Origin of the sequence: Actinomadura viridis (assembly GCF_015751755.1) — a bacterium.
GTDB classification, from domain to species: Bacteria; Actinomycetota; Actinomycetes; order Streptosporangiales; family Streptosporangiaceae; genus Spirillospora; species Spirillospora viridis.
The window spans coordinates 3090716-3106913 of sequence record NZ_JADOUA010000001.1 but is presented as its reverse complement, the minus strand read 5'-3'; the positions used below and the strand labels follow the sequence as shown (position 1 = coordinate 3106913).

General features: G+C 74.6%; 18 protein-coding genes. 11 read left to right on the top strand and 7 right to left on the bottom strand.

What is annotated here, in order from left to right:
• Positions 1-20: 20 nt before the first annotated feature.
• The 5 genes from IW256_RS13960 to IW256_RS13940 form a co-directional block, all read right to left on the bottom strand.
• The gene (locus IW256_RS13960; RefSeq protein WP_197011374.1) at positions 21-722 is read right to left on the bottom strand and encodes a TetR/AcrR family transcriptional regulator; all 702 of its coding nucleotides are present in this window, start codon (positions 720-722) and stop codon (positions 21-23) included.
• 20 nt (positions 723-742) lie between these two features.
• Positions 743-1243, bottom strand: coding sequence for a MaoC family dehydratase (locus IW256_RS13955; RefSeq protein WP_231403773.1), 501 nt, complete (start codon positions 1241-1243; stop codon positions 743-745).
• A gap of 147 nt (positions 1244-1390) precedes the next feature.
• Positions 1391-1984 carry a TetR/AcrR family transcriptional regulator gene (locus tag IW256_RS13950; RefSeq protein ID WP_197011372.1) on the bottom strand — a complete coding sequence of 198 codons (594 nt, stop codon included), beginning with the start codon at positions 1982-1984 and terminating at the stop codon, positions 1391-1393.
• A 63-nt stretch (positions 1985-2047) separates the two neighbouring features.
• Positions 2048-2785 (bottom strand): ABC transporter ATP-binding protein, encoded by a 738-nt coding sequence (locus IW256_RS13945; protein WP_197011371.1) that lies wholly within the window; start codon positions 2783-2785, stop codon positions 2048-2050.
• Positions 2782-3915 carry an ABC transporter permease gene (locus IW256_RS13940; protein WP_197016305.1) on the bottom strand — a complete coding sequence of 378 codons (1134 nt, stop codon included), beginning with the start codon at positions 3913-3915 and terminating at the stop codon, positions 2782-2784. The genes IW256_RS13945 and IW256_RS13940 overlap by 4 nt, the downstream gene beginning before the upstream one ends.
• 157 nt (positions 3916-4072) lie before the next feature.
• Here IW256_RS13940 and IW256_RS13935 point away from each other — a divergent pair, with 157 nt between their 5' ends.
• A complete protein-coding gene (locus tag IW256_RS13935) occupies positions 4073-5095 on the top strand; it encodes a DNA polymerase IV (RefSeq protein ID WP_197011370.1) in 1023 nt (340 codons plus the stop codon).
• 50 nt (positions 5096-5145) lie between these two features.
• Here IW256_RS13935 and IW256_RS13930 read toward each other — a convergent pair whose 3' ends face one another.
• Both IW256_RS13930 and IW256_RS13925 read right to left on the bottom strand, forming a co-directional pair.
• Complete coding sequence (locus IW256_RS13930) at positions 5146-5958, bottom strand: aldo/keto reductase (protein WP_197016304.1); 813 nt, start codon at positions 5956-5958, stop codon at positions 5146-5148.
• 150 nt (positions 5959-6108) lie between these two features.
• Positions 6109-7176, bottom strand: coding sequence for a LacI family DNA-binding transcriptional regulator (locus tag IW256_RS13925; RefSeq protein WP_197011369.1), 1068 nt, complete (start codon positions 7174-7176; stop codon positions 6109-6111).
• A 140-nt stretch (positions 7177-7316) separates the two neighbouring features.
• Between IW256_RS13925 and IW256_RS13920 the strand changes: the two genes are divergently transcribed.
• The 10 genes from IW256_RS13920 to ureB all read left to right on the top strand — a co-directional run bounded on the left by IW256_RS13920 (position 7317) and on the right by ureB (position 16198).
• Entirely contained in the window at positions 7317-7976 is a 660-nt protein-coding gene (locus IW256_RS13920) for an orotidine 5'-phosphate decarboxylase / HUMPS family protein (protein ID WP_197011368.1), read from the top strand.
• Positions 7973-8455 carry an SIS domain-containing protein gene (locus IW256_RS13915; RefSeq protein WP_197011367.1) on the top strand — a complete coding sequence of 161 codons (483 nt, stop codon included), beginning with the start codon at positions 7973-7975 and terminating at the stop codon, positions 8453-8455. The genes IW256_RS13920 and IW256_RS13915 overlap by 4 nt, the downstream gene beginning before the upstream one ends.
• Positions 8452-9408: a PfkB family carbohydrate kinase gene (locus tag IW256_RS13910; protein WP_197011366.1), complete on the top strand. Its 957-nt coding sequence runs from the start codon at positions 8452-8454 to the stop codon at positions 9406-9408. The genes IW256_RS13915 and IW256_RS13910 overlap by 4 nt, the downstream gene beginning before the upstream one ends.
• 85 nt (positions 9409-9493) lie before the next feature.
• Positions 9494-10267: an SDR family NAD(P)-dependent oxidoreductase gene (locus IW256_RS13905; RefSeq protein ID WP_231403771.1), complete on the top strand. Its 774-nt coding sequence runs from the start codon at positions 9494-9496 to the stop codon at positions 10265-10267.
• Positions 10268-10320: 53 nt separating this feature from the next.
• Positions 10321-12021 (top strand): alpha-amylase family glycosyl hydrolase, encoded by a 1701-nt coding sequence (locus IW256_RS13900; protein WP_197011365.1) that lies wholly within the window; start codon positions 10321-10323, stop codon positions 12019-12021.
• A 157-nt stretch (positions 12022-12178) separates the two neighbouring features.
• Positions 12179-13390: a cysteine desulfurase-like protein gene (locus IW256_RS13895; protein WP_197011364.1), complete on the top strand. Its 1212-nt coding sequence runs from the start codon at positions 12179-12181 to the stop codon at positions 13388-13390.
• Between the two features lie 222 nt (positions 13391-13612).
• The gene (locus IW256_RS13890) at positions 13613-14596 is read left to right on the top strand and encodes an urea transporter (protein ID WP_197011363.1); all 984 of its coding nucleotides are present in this window, start codon (positions 13613-13615) and stop codon (positions 14594-14596) included.
• Between the two features lie 33 nt (positions 14597-14629).
• Entirely contained in the window at positions 14630-14938 is a 309-nt protein-coding gene (locus tag IW256_RS13885; protein WP_197011362.1) for an urease subunit gamma, read from the top strand.
• The gene (locus IW256_RS13880) at positions 14938-15777 is read left to right on the top strand and encodes a sirohydrochlorin chelatase (protein WP_197011361.1); all 840 of its coding nucleotides are present in this window, start codon (positions 14938-14940) and stop codon (positions 15775-15777) included. Before IW256_RS13885 ends, IW256_RS13880 begins: the two co-directional genes overlap by 1 nt.
• A complete protein-coding gene (gene ureB / locus IW256_RS13875) occupies positions 15767-16198 on the top strand; it encodes an urease subunit beta (protein WP_197011360.1) in 432 nt (143 codons plus the stop codon). The genes IW256_RS13880 and ureB overlap by 11 nt, the downstream gene beginning before the upstream one ends.

Below are 16198 nucleotides of genomic sequence, written 5' to 3'. Positions count from 1 at the left end.
GGGCGCGGGCGCCACCCTTCTCACTCGGTGAGGAGCCCCACGAGGACCAGCTCGCAGAACTGGTCCGCGACCTCCTCGATCCCGAGGCTGCCGCCGGGGTTGAACCACTGGAAGGCCGAGGCGCACATGCCGATGATGCCGAAGGTGATGACGCGGTCGCTCATCTCCCGGCGGAACGCGCCGGCGTCGATGCCGCGCTGGACGACCTCGCGGAAGAGGGCCTCGAGCGCGTCCCGCTTCTCGGTGACCGACCGGAGCCGGTCACCGGTGAGGTGCCGCCGCTCCTGGTAGAAGATCGCGACGTGCGCCCGGTAGGTGGAGACGCCGGCCAGGCTCAGGCCGATGAGGGAGCGCAGCTGCTCGACGGGGTCGGAGTCCTCTTCCAGGATCTTGCGCGCCGACTCCAGCTGGGTGTCGAGGTACTCGTTCTGGATCTGCCAGAGCAGATCCTCCTTGCTCCGGAAGTGGTGGTAGAAGGCGCCCTTGGTGAGGTTGGCGCCCGCGACGATCTGCTTGAGCGTGGTGCGGTCGAAGCCCTCGCGCTCGAACAGCTGGAGCGCGCTGTCGACGATCTCCCGGCGGGTGCGCTGCGGGTCGTAGCCGTCGGACCAGCGCCAGCCGGCCTCGGCGGTCCGGGAGGCCGGCGCCTCCGCCGCCGCGGCCCCGGCCTTCTCCGCGGCCCCGGCCTTCTCCGCCGCCGTGGATGCGGCTTCCTCTGCCATCACGCTCCTTGGGGTTTCGGTCACGGATAGTAGCGAAAAAGGATCTCCGCCACGCAGCACGTGGTGGCGTCGTCCGCGAACTCCACGACCACGGACGCCTTGGCCTGGACCCCCTCGGTCCCGTCGCCGGCGGGGATGCGCTCGGCCGAGGTGAGCGTGGCGACGCCCTGGATCTCGGTGCCCGGTCGCAGCGGCCGGACGAACCGCACGCGGTCGAGGCCGTAGTTGACGCCCATGGAGGTGCTCTCGATCGTGAGGATGTCCGCGAGGAGCCGGGGGACGAGCGCGAGGGTCAGGAAACCGTGGACGATGGTACCGCCGAACGGCCCGGCCGCGGCCCGTTCGACGTCGACGTGGATCCACTGGTGGTCCCCGGTGACGTCGGCGAACCGGTCGATCTGGTCCTGGGTCACCGTCCGCACCTCGCTGGCGCCGAGCTCCCTGCCGACCAGGTCGAGCAGCTCGCGCGGCTCACGGAGGACGGTCCGCTGGTACGTCCGCATGATGGATGGACTCTCCATTCCGACTGGTCGCAATGTAATTTTACGCGGAAACGCCTGAGCGCGGCCGCACCGCGGCCGCGCTTTTCATACCGACTGGTAGGAATTTACCTGGGGAGCGGGTGCCGGTTCAAGCGGCCGGCGAAGATCTCGTTCCCGGCCCCGCCGTCAGCTCCCGCCGGCGCCCGTGGGGCGCAGGTACGGCGTGAGGAGCTCGTGGCCGAGCCGGCGGGCCTCCCGCTCGGCCAGGCCGTCCTCGATCATGCGGGTCAGGGTGTAGACGGTCGACTGGACGAGCTCGGCCATCCGCTCCGGGTCGGACGAGCCGTGCTCCCGCAGGGCCGCGCGGAGCGGGGCCGCCAGCTCGTCGTGCAGCAGCCGGCTGGACCGCGCCAGCGTGTCGCTGCGGCTGGTGGAGGCCAGCGCCCGGGCCAGCGCGTGGTCTCCGCGGGCGACCAGACGCAGGTTGGCGTCGACGTAGGCCAGGATCCGCTCCCCGGGGGTGGCCGCCCTGTCCATCCGTGACCGGACGAAGGCGGACCACCGGGGGAAGGTGTCGACGATGAGCGCGTCCAGCAGGTCGTCACGGGACTTGAAGTAGGAGTACACGCTGGAGCGCGCGAGCCCGGCCCGCCGGGCCACGTCCGCCAGGCTCGGGGGCCGCTCGGCGCCCTCGGCCAGCAGGGCCCGCGCCGCGTCCAGCAGCGCGGCCCGCTGGGCGGCCCGGTGCTCCACGACGGTCGGCGCCTGGATCCTCGGCACGCCGCCCCCTCTCATCGGACTCGGGTGGCCGGACGTGCCCGCCGTCCCGGCCCCGGGGCTCCGCTAGGGGACCGCGGCGAGGCGGCCGTCGACCATCTCGTACACCGTGTCACAGTGTTCCAGTACGTCATGGTCGTGGGTCACCATCACGGCCGCCACGGAACGCTGTGCCGCCTCGCGGGCGAGCAGCCTGACGATGTCGTGGCTGCGCGCCCGGTCCAGCGCCGCGGTGGGCTCGTCCACCAGCAGCACGTCGGGTTCGGTGACCAGGGCCCGGGCGATGCCGACCCGCTGGCGCTCCCCGCCGGACAGCTGGTGCGGGTACCGGTCGCTCCTGTCCGCCATTCCCACGCCGGCCAGCAGCTCCAGCGGATCGCGGCCCGGACGCGCCCGCCGGGGGCGGAACCGGAGCGGGAGCCGGAGCTGGTCGGCGGCGGTGAGCGCGGGGATCAGGTTGCCGGACTGGAAGACGAAGCCGATGTGCCGGCGGCGCAGCGCCGCGCGGGCGCGGCGGCCGGCCGCCGTCATGTCGTGGCCGGCGACCGTGACGGTCCCCCCGTCCGGCCGGGCCAGCCCTCCCGCGACCGCGAGCAGCGTCGACTTGCCCGCCCCGGAGGGGCCGACGACCGCGACGAGTTCGCCGGGCATGACGGTGAGGTGGACGTCGTCGAGGGCGCGCACGGTCTCGGCGCCGTCGCCGTGCGACAGGTGGACGCCCGCCAGGACGAGCCCCGCCCGGACGGGCGCGCCGGTGTCGTGGGCGGACGGTGCCGGCGGAGCCGGTTCGGGCCGGACGGTCATCGGTTTCCTCCGAGTGCGGTGGCGGGGTCGATGGAGGCGATCCTGGCGACGGCGGCGCCCGCTCCGAGGAGCCCGAGGGCGACGAGCCCGGCGGCCGCGGCCGTGACGCTCGGCGCGTGGAGGGCGAAGGGGACGCCGCCGCCTGTGATGAGGGCGCCCAGGCCGACCCCGGCCCCCGCTCCGATCCCCACGGCGACCAGGAGCAGGAGGAACGCCTGGACCAGCGCGTCGCGTAGCACCCACGCGCCCGAGGCGCCCATGGCGCGGAGCACGGCGACCTCGTGTTTGCGCTGGATCGCCCACACGGCGAAGAAGGCACCGGCCACCAGCGCCGAGATGGCGTACAGGAAGCCCTGGATGAGCTGGAGGGTGCTCGTCTCGGCCGTGTAGCCGGGCGAGGCGCCGTAGGACTCCTCGAGGGGCAGGCTCTCGGTTCCGGCGGCGGCGTCTCCCGCCGCGAGATCGACCGTCTCCCCGGGCCGGGCGCGGACGGCCACCGCGGTGATCTCCCGGGTGGCGCGCTCGGGCACCGCGTCCGCCGGGCCGGCGCCGGCCTTGATCCGCTGCCAGACCGGCAGCGGCACGTAGGCGACGTCGACGTGCCCGAAGGTGTCCTGCCCTTCGGTCGCCCCGATCACCCGCAGCCTCGTCCCGACGCGGTCGACGGTGAGGGTGTCGCCGACGCGCAGCCCCTCGTCGAGTGCGGTGCGGCTCACGACGACACCGTTCGCGTCACCGCCCAGGCGCGCCCCCTCCCCCACCTTCGGGGACAGGAACGAGCCGGGGGCCACCCCGAACAACGCCAGGTCGATCTCCACGTTCCGGTCGCTCCTGGCGTTGACGAGCGTGTTGCCGTACGGCGCCGCCTCCGCCACGTCCGGCCGCCGCTGCCATGCCTCGACGGCGGACACGTCCACCACGCTCCGCGAGAAGGCCGCGTCGTGCTGGACGTCCCGCTCGAACGCGAAGGAGGTGACGGGGAGGTTCTGGAGCCCGGACACGCCGTCCTTGACCAGCCCGACCGACAGCCCGGACAGCAGGACCATGAGGATCGACACCAGGCCGACGACGGCCCCCATCAACCCGAAGCGCAACCAGGCGAAGCGCAGCTCACGTAGTGCGAGGAACATCGGCACCCTGTCTTTTTAGCGACATCGTGTCGACAAGATACCAACATCGTGTCGCCAACCCGCACCGGGGCCCTCCGGGACGGGCGGCCCGCTCGGCGGGCCCGGCCTCTCCGGCCCCACGTTCGCCGTGCACGGGCCCGCCGGGCGAGAATGAGGGGTGGCTCGCTGGGTCCTGCATGTCGACCTGGACCAGTTCCTCGCCGCCGTCGAGGTGCTGCGTCACCCCGAGCTGCGCGGGCGCCCGGTCGTCGTCGGGGGTGACGGCGATCCGACGAAGCGCGGGGTGGTCAGCACGGCCTCCTACGAGGCCCGCGCCCACGGTGTGCACTCCGGCCTGCCCCTCCGCACGGCGGCGCGGCGCTGCCCGGACGCGGTGTTCCTGCCCGTCGACAGGGAGGTCTACGAGGCGGCCTCGGCCCGGGTCATGGCGGCGCTGCGGGAGTACGGCGCCGTCGTGGAGGTGCTCGGCTGGGACGAGGCGTTCCTTGCCGTCGAGGCCGACGACCCGGAGGCGGCGGCCCGGAAGATCCGCGAACGGGTACGGGCCGCGACGGGACTCGAATGCACGGTGGGCATCGGGGAGAACAAGGTCCAGGCCAAGCTGGCGACCGGCTTCGGCAAGCCCGCCAGGGTCTTCCGGCTGACCCACGCGACCTGGTTCGAGGTGCTCGGCGACCGGCCGACCGACGCGCTCTGGGGCATCGGGGCCAAGACCGCCAAGCGGCTCAGGGGACTGGACATCGCCACCGTCGCCGAGCTGGCGGCGGCCGACCCGCGGGCCCTGGCCGAGCGCGTCGGCCCCGCGACCGGGCCCTGGCTCGTGCGGCTCGCCAGGGGCCAGGACCACTCGCCGGTGGACGCCGCACCGTACGTCCCGCGCTCCCGCGGCCGGGAGACCACCTACCAGGACGATCTGAGCGACTGGGGCCAGGTGCGCCGCGAGGTGTCCCGCCTGGCGCGGCGCGTCGCCGGCGAGGTCGCCGCCGACGGGCGGCCCGCCGCCCGGGTCGTCGTCAAGGTGCGCTACACACCCTTCACCACCCGCACCCACGGCCAGGCGCTGCCGGCGCCGACGACCGAGGCGGCCCCGATCGAACGTGCCGCCCTCGGCGCCCTCGGCCGGTTCACCGAACGGCGGCCGGTGCGGCTGCTGGGGGTCCGCGCCGAGTTCGCCCCCTGACGTTTACCCCGTTCCCCCTGGCGCCCGGGCAGGCGGGCCCTCCGGGGGCGTCACCCCGGCGGCTCGGTGCCGGCCGGATCGCCGAAGGTGTCGGGATGCGGCCCGATGCGTTCACCGGCGTCGAGGGCGCCGATCGCGTCGATGTCTGCGGGCGGCAGGGGGGCCAGTGACGCCGCGCCCAGGTTCTCGCGCATCCGCGCGGGCGTGACCGTCTTGGGAATGACGACGTTGCCCAGGTCCAGGTGCCAGCGCAGGATGATCGCCGCGGGGGTCGTGCCGTGGCGCTCGGCCAGCGAGACCAGGGTCGGGTGCTCCAGCGCGCCGCCCTTCGCCAGGGGGCTCCACGCCTCGGTCACGATCCCGTACCGCCGGTGGACGTCCCGGAGTCGTTGCTGCTGGAGGCGCGGGTGCATCTCGATCTGGTTGACGGCCGGGACCACCGAGCCCTCCTTCATCAGGAGGGCGAGATGGCGGGGCTCGAAGTTCGAGACCCCGATGGCGCGGACGCGGCCGTCGGCGTGGAGCCGTTCCAGGGCCCGCCAGGTTTCCTGGAAGAGGCCGCGCGAGGGAACGGGCCAGTGGATCAGGTACAGGTCGACGTAGTCGAGGCCGAGCCGTTCCAGGCCGGCGTCGAACGCCCGCAGCGCCGGGGCGTACCCATGGTCGGCGTTCCAGACCTTGGTGGTCACGAAGACCTGCTCCCGGGGGATGCCCGACTCCCTGACGGCGGCCCCGACGCCCCGTTCGTTGCCGTAGTCCTTGGCCGTGTCGACGCTCCGGTAGCCCATCTCGAGGGCGGCGGCGACCGCGGCGGCGGCCTCGGCGTCGGGGACCCGGGCGACGCCGAGCCCCAGGCGCGGCATCCGCACGCCGTTGTTCAGCGTGACCGCGTCGTCCTGCTGGGCCACGGGCGGCCCTCCCTCCAGATTTGCGAGAACGTTCTCGCATACGTACCACCCGTACTTGAGGCGGGTCAAGGTGGTGGGCGCGCGGGGCCGGCCGGCCTCAGCGCCTCAGCGCCTAGGCGCGGCGGAGGGGCGGTCGACCAGCCGGTTCGGCAGCACGATCGGCTCGGACGCCGCCGGGCGCCCGCCGATCTGGGCGGCGAGCTCGCGGACGGCCGCCTCCCCGAGCCCGGCGACCGGCCGCGCGACGACGCTGATCGCGGGGGTGAAGGCCCGCGTCCAGCTCGCGTCGTCGAAGCCGATCAGCGAGACGTCCCGGCCGATCGCCAGCCCGAGCCGGTTGCAGGCCATGACGACGGCCAGCGCGACGTCGCTGTTGTTGGCGACCACCGCCGTCGGCCGGTCCGGACTCCCCAGCAGGGTCAGCGCGGCCTCCTCCGCCGCGCCGGGCTCGGCGGCCGTGGCGTAGAGCATCCAGTCCCGCCGGGCCTCCAGGCCCGCGTCGCGCAGGCCCGCCAGGAAACCCTCCACCCTGTCCGCGGCGGCCGACACCAGGCCGGCGGGCGCGTCGCGGGCGACCCCCGGCACGGTGGAGTTCCCGTCGATCATGCCGATCGCGGTGTGGCCCCTGCCCGCGAGCAGGCCCACCGCCTCGCGGGCCGCGCCGAGGTCGTCGCTGATCACGGTCGCCGCGGACCGTCCGGGCAGCCGCCGGTCCAGCAGGACGAGCGGCAGGTGCGGCCGCCCGTCCGGACGGAACAGATGGTCGTGGTCGGCGCCGGCCGCGGGCACCACGACGAGCCCGCAGACGCGCTTCTCGACGAACACGCGGACGGCGCGCCGCTCGGCCGCGGCGTCCTCGCCGGTGTTGGCGATCAGCACCTCGTGCCCGAGGGCGGACGCCGTGTCGACGACCGCCCGGGTGGCCTGCGCGAAGAACGGGTTCGCGAGATCGGTGACCACCAGGCCGATGGTGGAGGACCGGCCCACCCGCACGGCGCGCGCCAGGTCGTTGGGCCGGTAGCCGAGATCGTCGGCCACGGCCAGGATCCGCTCCCGGGTCGCCGCGCTGATGCGGCCGTACCCGCCGAGCGCCCGGGACGCGGTGGCCGTCGAGACCTGCGCCGCGCGCGCGACGTCGACGATCGTCACGCCGCCCCGCCCGCCTTCGCTCACCCACCCGATCCTAGGGCGTGCCCCGGATCCCAGGGCGTGCCCCGGGGCGTGCCTTGACAGCGGGCGCGGGGTCGGCGTAGAAGTGTGCGAGAACGTTCTCGCAACAGGCTCACGACTCTCGCGACGGAGGGGACGCGGCGATGCTCCTTCAGCTGGCGATCGACGATCCCGCGCACCTCGGGGTGGTGCCGGAGGTGATCGATCTCGTCGACATCGTCGAGGTCGGCACCCCGGTGCTCAAGCGGTTCGGGCTCGCGAGCATCACCACGCTCCGCGAGCGGAGCGGGGGACGGCCGGTCCTGGCCGACACCAAGACCGTGGACGGCGGCGCGAAGGAGGCGGAGATGGTCTTCGGCGCCGGCGCTTCGCTGATGACCGTCCTGTCCTGCGCGTCCCCGGCGACCCACGCCGCCGCCGGGCGGGTGGCCCGGGAGTACGGGGCGCACGTCGTGGTCGACACGATCGCCGACCGCCGCCTGCCCCGGCGGCCGGGCCGGTTCCCCGGCCACTGCGACTACCTGGCCCTGCACTCCCCCACCGACCGGCGCCTCGACGGCGAGGACGACACCCGGCACATCGACGCCGTGGCGTCCATGCGCGCGCTGGGCTACCGCGTCTCGCTGGCCGGCGGGATCGGCCCGGCCAACCTCGCGGCCGTGGCCGAGGCCGCACCGGAGATCGTCGTCGTCGGAGGCGCCATCACCCGGGCCGAGAATCCGAGGAGGACCGCCGAATGGATCGTGTCCACGCTGAACGGCCACACCCGTGGCAGGCCGCCGTCGCGGAACTCGCCGAAGTGAGCGGGAGCATCGACGCGGCGGAGTTCGCCCGGCTCCTGGAGGAACTGGAGGATCCGGCGCGGCGCTGCTTCCTCAGCGGCCAGGGCCGGTCCGGCCTCGTCGCGGGGATGGTCGCCATGCGGCTGATGCACATCGGCCGCACCTGCCATGTCGCGGGCGAGGCGACGGCGCCCGCGGTCCGCCGGGGGGACGTCCTCATCGTCATCTCCGGGTCGGGAACGACCCCGGCGAGCGTCCGCCACGCCGAGTCGGCCCGCGCCGAGGGAGCGACGGTCATCGCGGTGACCCGTCCCGGTGGCGGCGCGCTGGCCGGGATCGCCGACCTGACCCTGCGCATCCCGGCGGGCGCGTCGGCGCAGCTCGGCGGCAACCTCTTCGAGCAGGCGGCGCTGATCGCCCTGGACGGCCTGGTCAACGCGCTCGCCGCGGGCGTCCCCGACGCCCGCGGCCGGCTCCGCCGTCGCCACGCCAACCTGTGACGGCCGGGGAGGAGCGCGGCGGCCGGCGCCCGCACGCCGTCGTGATCGGCAACGCGCTCATCGATGAGGTCCGCGCCGGCGCCTCCGTCGAACGGCGCCCGGGCGGTGCCGGCTTCAACCTGGCGGTCGGCCTCGCCGTCCTCGGCGTCCCGGCGGGGCTGGTCGCGGCGCTGGCCGACGATCCCGACGGCCGTGCCCTGGCGGAGTCCTTGCGCGCGCACGCGGTCACCGTGCTGCCCCAGCCTCCCCGTGCCGCAACCGGGCGGGCGACGGCGTCGCTGGAGAACGGAGAGCCCGGCTACGCGTTCACCCCCGCCGCCCGCGGCAGGGTGCACTTCACCCCGGCGGTGAGGGGTGCGCTGCGTGAGGCCGACGCCGTCATCGTCAACTCCTATCCCTTCGAGGTCCCCGGCGAGGCGGAACGGCTGGGCTCCGCGCTCCGGGGCCTGCCCGCCCTCCGCGTGCTCGACCCCAACCCGCGTCCCGGGCTCGTCGCCGACCCCGGATCGTTCAGGCGCCGCCTTGAGGCGCTGTTCGGGCACACCGACATCGTGAAGGTCAGCGTGGAGGACCTGGACCTCCTCTACGGGTGCCCGCCCGAGGCCGCCGTCGCGCGGATCCTGGGCCTGGGCCCCCAGGTCGTCTTCCTGACCAGGGGCGCGGCCGGGGCCGAGATCGTCACCGCCTCCGGCCGGAGGCACACCGCGCCCGCCGCCGCCATGACCGCACCGGTCGTCGACACCATCGGGGCGGGCGACGCGGCACTGGCGGCCCTGGTCGCGAGTACGCTGGCCGGTCCCCCGGAGCGGCGGCCCACCGCGGCGGAACTGGCCGCGGTCGGCTGGCGGCCCCACCTGGACCGGGCCATGCGCGTGGCCGCCGCCGTCTGCCGGAGCCGCGGCGGTCACCCGACCGCCGCCTCGCTCGCCGCCGCCGTCGACCCGCTCCGGTAAGAGAGCTCCGGTAAGAGAGAGGTACGCGATCACCAGTCACGGATCATCGGCCGGCCTCGCCGGCCGGACACCGGAAGGAGCACGCATGGACGGGACCTCGTACGTGGTCACCGGCGGCGGACGGGGAGTGGGCCGGGCCGTCGTGGAACGCCTGCTGGCCCAGGGAGGCCATGTCGTCGTCATCGAACTCGACGCGCGGGCCGCCGGCTGGGCCGCCGGCCACCCCAGCCGCGACCGGCTCGCCACCGTGGCCGGGGACGCCTCCGCCGAGGAGGTGACGGCCGCGGCCGTGGAGGAGGCGCGGGCACGGGCACCGCTGGCGGGCTGGGTCAACAACGCCGCGGTGTTCCACGACGCGTCCCTGCACGAGTCGGGCGCCGCCGCGGTCCTCGACCTGATCGGCCTGAACCTCGGCGGCGTCGTCGCGGGCTGCGCCGCCGCCGTGCGCGCGTTCCTCGCCGCGGGGACCGGCGGCGCGATCGTCAACGTCTCCTCCCACCAGGCGCGGCGGCCCGTCGCGGGCTGCCTGCCCTACGCCACCGCCAAGGCCGCCATCGAAGGTCTCACCCGGGCCCTCGCCGTCGACTACGGCCCGCACGGCATCCGCGCGAACGCCGTCGCGCTGGGCACCATCGCCGTCGAGCGCTACCAGGACGACGTCGCCCGGCTCGGGCCGGACAGGGGCGCGGCGTGGCACCGCGCGACGGCGTCCCTGCACGCCCTCGAACGCGTCGGGCGCCCCGAGGAGGCCGCCGAGGCGATCACCTACCTGCTGTCCCCCCAGGCCGGCTTCATCAGCGGGGCCACCCTTCCGGTCGACGGCGGCCGGTCGGTGCTCGCCCGCGAGCCGCAGCCCTGACCTCCCTTTTCCCCTCCCGACCCCCTCCCGACCTTCGAGCACCCTGGACGGCCATGCCCGGCAGTGACGGCGCGCGGAACGGCGCGTGGTGGCGATCCGCCGCGATCTACGAGATCTACATCCGCAGCTTCGCGGACGGGAACGGCGACGGCGTCGGCGACATCGCCGGGATCCGCTCCCGGCTCCCCTACCTCGCCGGCCTCGGGGTCGACGCGATCTGGATCACCCCGTGGTACCCGTCCCCGATGGCCGACGGCGGGTACGACATCGCCGACCACCGCGACATCGACCCCCTGTTCGGCGACCTGGCCGAGGCCGGGGCGCTGATCGGCGAGGCGCACGCCCACGGCCTCCGGGTCATCGCCGACCTCGTGCCCAACCACACCTCGCACCGGCATCCGTGGTTCCGGGCCGCGGTGGCGGCCGGCCCCGGGTCCCCCGAACGCGGCCGGTACTGGTTCCGGCCCGGCCGGGGGCGGCACGGCGAGCTGCCGCCGAACGACTGGACGTCGGTCTTCGGCGGCCCCGCGTGGACCCGCCTTCCGGAGACCGGCGAGGACGGCGACCCGGAGTGGTACCTGCACCTGTTCGCGCCCGAGCAGCCCGATCTGAACTGGAACGACCCCGGCGTGGCCGCCGCGTTCGACGCGATCATCCGGTTCTGGTTCGACCGCGGGGTGGACGGGCTGCGCGTGGACGTCGCGCACGGGCTGGCCAAGGACCCGGACCTGCGGGACCTGGGCCCGGCCGCGGCCGGGCCGCGGGCGGGCGCGGCCGAGGCCGCCGGGCACGGCGTCACCGGCCACCCGCACTGGGACCGGGACGAGAACGGCGCGATCTTCGAGCGCTGGCGCGCGATCGCCGACTCCTACGCCGGCACCCCGCGCGGGCCGCGGATGTTCGTCGCCGAGGCGTGGCGCGTCCGGGAGAACGGGCTGGCCCGGTACCTGCGGCCCGGCCGGTTGCACACCGCCTTCAACTTCGACTTCCTCAAGTGCCCGTGGGATCCGGCCGCGCTGCGCCGGGCGATCGACGGGCACCTGGCGGGCCTCGCCGAGGTCGGGGCGGCGGCGACGTGGGTGATGTCCTCCCACGACCTGGTCCGCCCGGTCACCAGGTACGGCCTGGACGGGGAATGGACCGACCTGATGCAGGGCGAGTACGACGGGCCGGTCGACGTCCGGCTCGGCACCCGCCGCGCCCGGGCCGCCGCCCTGCTGACGCTCGCTCTGCCCGGTTCCGTCTACGTCTACCAGGGCGATGAGCTCGGGCTGCCGGAGGCCGACGTCCCCGGCCATGCCCGCCGGGACCCGATCTGGGAACGGTCCCGCGGCCGCCGCCGGGGCCGCGACGGCTGCCGGGTCCCGCTGCCGTGGGACGGGACGCCGCCCGCCCTCGGTTTCAGCGACCGCGAGCCGTGGCTTCCCCAGCCCGCCGGCTGGAGCGCGCTGGCGGCCGGGCGGCAGGACCGGGACCCGGACTCGACGCTGACCCTGTACCGCCGGGCCCTCCGCCTGCGCCGCACGGCCGCCGGCCCCGAGGACCCGCTGCGCTGGCGGGACACCCCGGACGGGCTCCTCGCGTTCGACCGTGGAGAGTCGTTCACCTGCGCGCTCAACCTCACCGGGCGGCCGGTGCCGCTTCCCGGCGGCGGTGAGCCGATCCTGGCCAGCGCCCCGCTCACCGGCGGGACGCTCCCCCCGGACGCGGCGGTGTGGCTTCACACCTCGCCGGGCGCCCTCTCCCCCGGCTGAACGGGCACAGGAGGGCCGCGACCTCCCGCTCCGTATCGCGAAGGGCGCGCCCGTCCGGCCTCCGCACGGGTCCCGGCGGCCGGTGGCCTATCGTGGAGCGGAGGATACGGTGATCAAGGGGCCGTCCCGGCGCGCGTCCCGGTCGCGAGGAGTGTTCGTGGGTTTTGACATCACCGCCGTCCGGGCCCTGTTCCCGGCGCTGAAGGCTGGCGCGGCGCACTTCGACGGCCCCGGCGGAACGCAGACCCCCCAGCCGGTCATCGAGGCCATCGCCGGCGCGCTGGCGGCCCCGCTGGCCAACCGGGGGCACGTCACCCTCGGGGAGCGCAACGCCGAGACGATCGTCGGCGAGGCGCGGGAGGCCCTGGCGGATCTCCTGGGCGCCGACCGGTCCGGGATCGTCTTCGGACGCAGCGCCACCCAGCTGACCTACGACTTCTCCCGCACCCTGGCCAGGACGTGGGCGCCGGGCGACGAGATCGTCGTGACGCGGCTGGACCACGACTCCAACATCCGCCCGTGGGTGCAGGCCGCGGCGAACGCCGGCGCCACGGTGCGGTGGGCCGACTTCGACCCGGCGACGGGCGAGCTGTCCCCCGGCGACATCGCCGCGGTGCTGTCCGAACGCACCCGGCTGGTGGCCATGACCGCCGCGTCCAACCTCATCGGCACCCGGCCCGCCGTGGCGGAGATCTCCCAGCTCGTGCACGACGCGGGCGCCCTGTTCTACGTGGACGGCGTGCACTACACCGCGCACTCGCACGTCGACGTCGAACAGCTGGGCGCCGACTTCTTCACCTGCTCCCCCTACAAGTTCCTCGGCCCGCACATGGGCGTCCTGGCGAGCCGGCCGGCGCTGCTGGAGGAACTGTGGCCCGACAAGCTCCTGCCCTCGACCGACGCGGTCCCCGAACGCTTCGAGCTGGGCACCCTGCCGTACGAGTTCCTGGCCGGTGCCAGGGCGGCGGTCGACTTCCTCGCGGACATGGGGGCGGACGGCGCGGGCACCCGCCGCGAGCGCCTGGCCGCCTCCTTCGCCGCGCTGGAGGCGCACGAGCACGTGCTGCGGCACCGGATCGAGGAGGGGCTGGCCGCCCTCGACGGCGTCACCGTGTACTCGCGGGCCGCGGACCGTACCCCGACGGTGCTGATGACCTTCGACGGCCGCGACACCGCCGACGCCCACCGCCATCTCGCCGGACGCGGCGTCGCCGCGCCGTCCGGGTCCTTCTACGCGATCGAGGCCTCGCGGCGGCTCGGCCTGGGCGACACCGGAGGTCTCCGCGTCGGCCTGGCCCCTTACAACGACGCCGAGGACGTCGAGCGCCTGCTGGAGGGCCTGGCGGGCTTCCTCGGCCAGGGCGGCTGATCACGCGCCCGGTGCCGGCACCTCCGCGACGGCCGCCGCGCCCGCGCCGGGGATGACGCCGTTCCCGCCCGGCGCGCGCTTTTGATCGTTCACTAAAGCTTTGGGCCCTATTGGCTTTTTGGGCAGGGCCCGCCGGAGATCAGTTCATCGGCCGCACCGCGGCCGGTCCTGCCGCCGCGGAAGGGCGGGGCGGCTCATCGACGGCGGGAAGGGACGACGTCCATGACATCGGGGGCCGAGCCGCAGGGTCCACCCGGGCAGGCACGTGTTCCCGAGGAGCGGCACGGGCTCGACCGCCTGGTGGCGGTGGTGCGGGGCGTCGCGCAGGTCGACCTCCAGTCCAATCCCTGGACCGGCCTGCTGTTCATCGTCGCGCTGTTCGTCGGCGGCTGGGAGTTCGGCGCCTTCGGCCTGCTGGGAACGGTGGTCGCCACGGCCACCGCGTACCTGCTCGGCGTCTCGTGGCAGGAGCGGGTCTCACCGGGCCTGGAGGGCTTCTGCGGCACGCTGATCGGCGTCAGCCTGGTGCTCTACCTGGACGTCCGCTGGATGACCGTGGTCCTGGTCATCGGCGGCGCGATCGCCGGGAGCGTGCTCACCTCGGCGCTGAACGTGCTGCTGACGCCGTACGCCCTGCCCACCCTCACGGCGCCCTTCTGCGTGATCACGAGCGTGATGGTGGTCGGCGGGCCGTCCTTCAGCCGGGTGTGGGCGGAGCACGCGGGCGCGGCCCCGCCCTCGGCCGCCTCCCCCGGGACGGCGGTGACCTGGACCGACTTCTGGCAGGGGACGCTCAGCGGCGTCGGGCAGGTCTTCTTCCAGCACCCCTGGTACGTCGGCTTGATCTTTCTGGCCGGGCTGTTCGTGGCCGGATGGGTGACCGGACTGGTGGCCCTCCTGTCCAGCGCGGCCGGGCTGCTGGTCGGCTGGGCGCTGGGCGCGCAGGCCGCCGACCTGGGGGCCGGCCTGTACGGCTACAACTCCGTGCTGACCGGGCTCGCGCTGGGGGGCACCTTCGTGGCGGTGAGCCGGGTGAGCGCCGTCTACGCCCTGATCGGCGTGGTCGCCGCGGCGGGGCTGACCGCCGGTGTCACCAACCTGTTCGCACCGGTCGGCGGGCACACGCTCACGTGGCCGTTCGTGCTGGTGACCTGGGTCTTCCTGGCGGCCGTCCCGATGTTCACGAAGGTCAAGCGCGCCGGATGACCGTCCGGTGGCGACTCACCGAAAGGATTGCCGATGAACCTCACTCCACGGGAGATGGACAGGCTGGTCATCTTCACCGTCGCCCAGATGTCCATCAGGCGCCGCGACCGCGGGCTGAAGCTGAACTACGGCGAGGCCGTGGGGCTGATCACACACGAGATCGTGGAGGCGGCCCGGGACGGCAAGACCGTCGCCGAGTGCATGGAACTGGGGAAGCAGGTGCTGGGCCCCGACGAGGTGCTGCCCGGCGTCCGCGAGATGCTGCCGCTGCTGCAGATCGAGGCGGTCTTCGAGGACGGCACCAAGCTGGTCTCCTGCCATGACCCGATAGGCGGCAAGTAGTGCCGGAGGGGCGCGGGGTCCTGCTGCTCGGCGGGCACGAGAGCGGGAACGGCGCGGCGCTGCCCGCCCTGCTCGGACCGGACGGCCCGGAGGTCCGGGCGCCCGGCGGTGACCTGCACGCGGCGTTGCGCGAGCACGACCGGGCCGTGGTGGTGCCGATGAGCCTCGGCCGGGACCCCGGGCTGGCGGTGACGGCCGCGCAGACCCTGGGCTGGGCGGCGCGCGGGCGGGCCCCGGGCGACCTGCTGCTGGCCCGGGCGCCGGGGACGTCCGGGCACCTGGTCGGCTGGATCAGGGGCGCGGTGACCCGGGCGCTGGACGGCGGGCCGCCGGACCCGGCGGTGCTGCTGGTGGCGCCCGCGGCGGGACCCGAGCCGGACGCGGAGCTGTTCAGGGTGGCCCGCCTGGTGTGGCAGTACCTCCCCGTGCGCTGGGTGGAGGTGGCGCTGACCGGCGGGGAGCCGGACGTGGACGAGGGGATCGAGCGCTGCCGCCGGCTGGGCGCCGCCGAGGTCGTGCTGGTACCGGCCGGTTTCGTCCCCGTTTCCCCGCGGCCGGGTGCGCGCGCGGCGGGTCCGCTCGTCGGGCGGGCCGCGCTGAGGGCGCTGATCCGCGAGCGGGTGACCGAGGCGGAACGGCGCTGGAGCCGGGACGGCGATGACGGCCTGGCGATCGCGCGCCACGGCCATGGCCACGGCCATGGGCACGGGCACGGCCACGGCCATGGACGCGGAGGCGACACCGAGAACGACGACGACAACGAAACCGCCGACCGTGACCGCGGCCCGCTCGGCCCGGTCACGGTCATCCCGAAGGAGGCGACATCTCATGCCGGGTGACCCTTACATGTACGGCGAGGGCGACATCGAACTGAACGCCGGCCAGGAACGAGAGACGATCACCGTGCGCAACACCGGTGACCGGGCCGTCCAGGTCGGTTCTCATTTCCATTTCTTCGAGTCCAACCGCGCGCTGAGCTTCGACCGCGAGAGGGCGTTCGGAAAGCGTCTCGACATTCCCGCGGGCACCGCCGTCCGGTTCGAGGCGGGCGACACCAAGGAGGTGACGCTGGTCGAGTACGGAGGGGGCCAGCGGATCGTCGGTTTCGGCGGGCTCCTCGACGGCAGCATCCGCTCGTCCGAGGCACGCCGCACGGCGCTGAAGAAGATGCGCGAGCGCGGCTACCTCGACGAGCCCGGAACGGAACAGGGCGCCAAGAAGGAAAGCCGCGGCAAGCGGCCGTCCTCCAGGAAGGACTGA

Coding starts and splice junctions, on each gene's coding strand:
- IW256_RS13960 (WP_197011374.1), bottom strand. CDS start 722: ATGGCAGAGGAAGCCGCATCCACGGCGGCGGAGAAGGCCGGGGCCGCG.
- IW256_RS13955 (WP_231403773.1), bottom strand. CDS start 1,243: ATGGAGAGTCCATCCATCATGCGGACGTACCAGCGGACCGTCCTCCGT.
- IW256_RS13945 (WP_197011371.1), bottom strand. CDS start 2,785: ATGACCGTCCGGCCCGAACCGGCTCCGCCGGCACCGTCCGCCCACGAC.
- IW256_RS13940 (WP_197016305.1), bottom strand. CDS start 3,915: ATGTTCCTCGCACTACGTGAGCTGCGCTTCGCCTGGTTGCGCTTCGGG.
- IW256_RS13930 (WP_197016304.1), bottom strand. CDS start 5,958: ATGCCGCGCCTGGGGCTCGGCGTCGCCCGGGTCCCCGACGCCGAGGCC.
- IW256_RS13920 (WP_197011368.1), top strand. CDS start 7,317: ATGCTCCTTCAGCTGGCGATCGACGATCCCGCGCACCTCGGGGTGGTG.
- IW256_RS13905 (WP_231403771.1), top strand. CDS start 9,494: ATGGACGGGACCTCGTACGTGGTCACCGGCGGCGGACGGGGAGTGGGC.
- IW256_RS13900 (WP_197011365.1), top strand. CDS start 10,321: ATGCCCGGCAGTGACGGCGCGCGGAACGGCGCGTGGTGGCGATCCGCC.
- IW256_RS13890 (WP_197011363.1), top strand. CDS start 13,613: ATGACATCGGGGGCCGAGCCGCAGGGTCCACCCGGGCAGGCACGTGTT.
- IW256_RS13885 (WP_197011362.1), top strand. CDS start 14,630: ATGAACCTCACTCCACGGGAGATGGACAGGCTGGTCATCTTCACCGTC.
- ureB (WP_197011360.1), top strand. CDS start 15,767: ATGCCGGGTGACCCTTACATGTACGGCGAGGGCGACATCGAACTGAAC.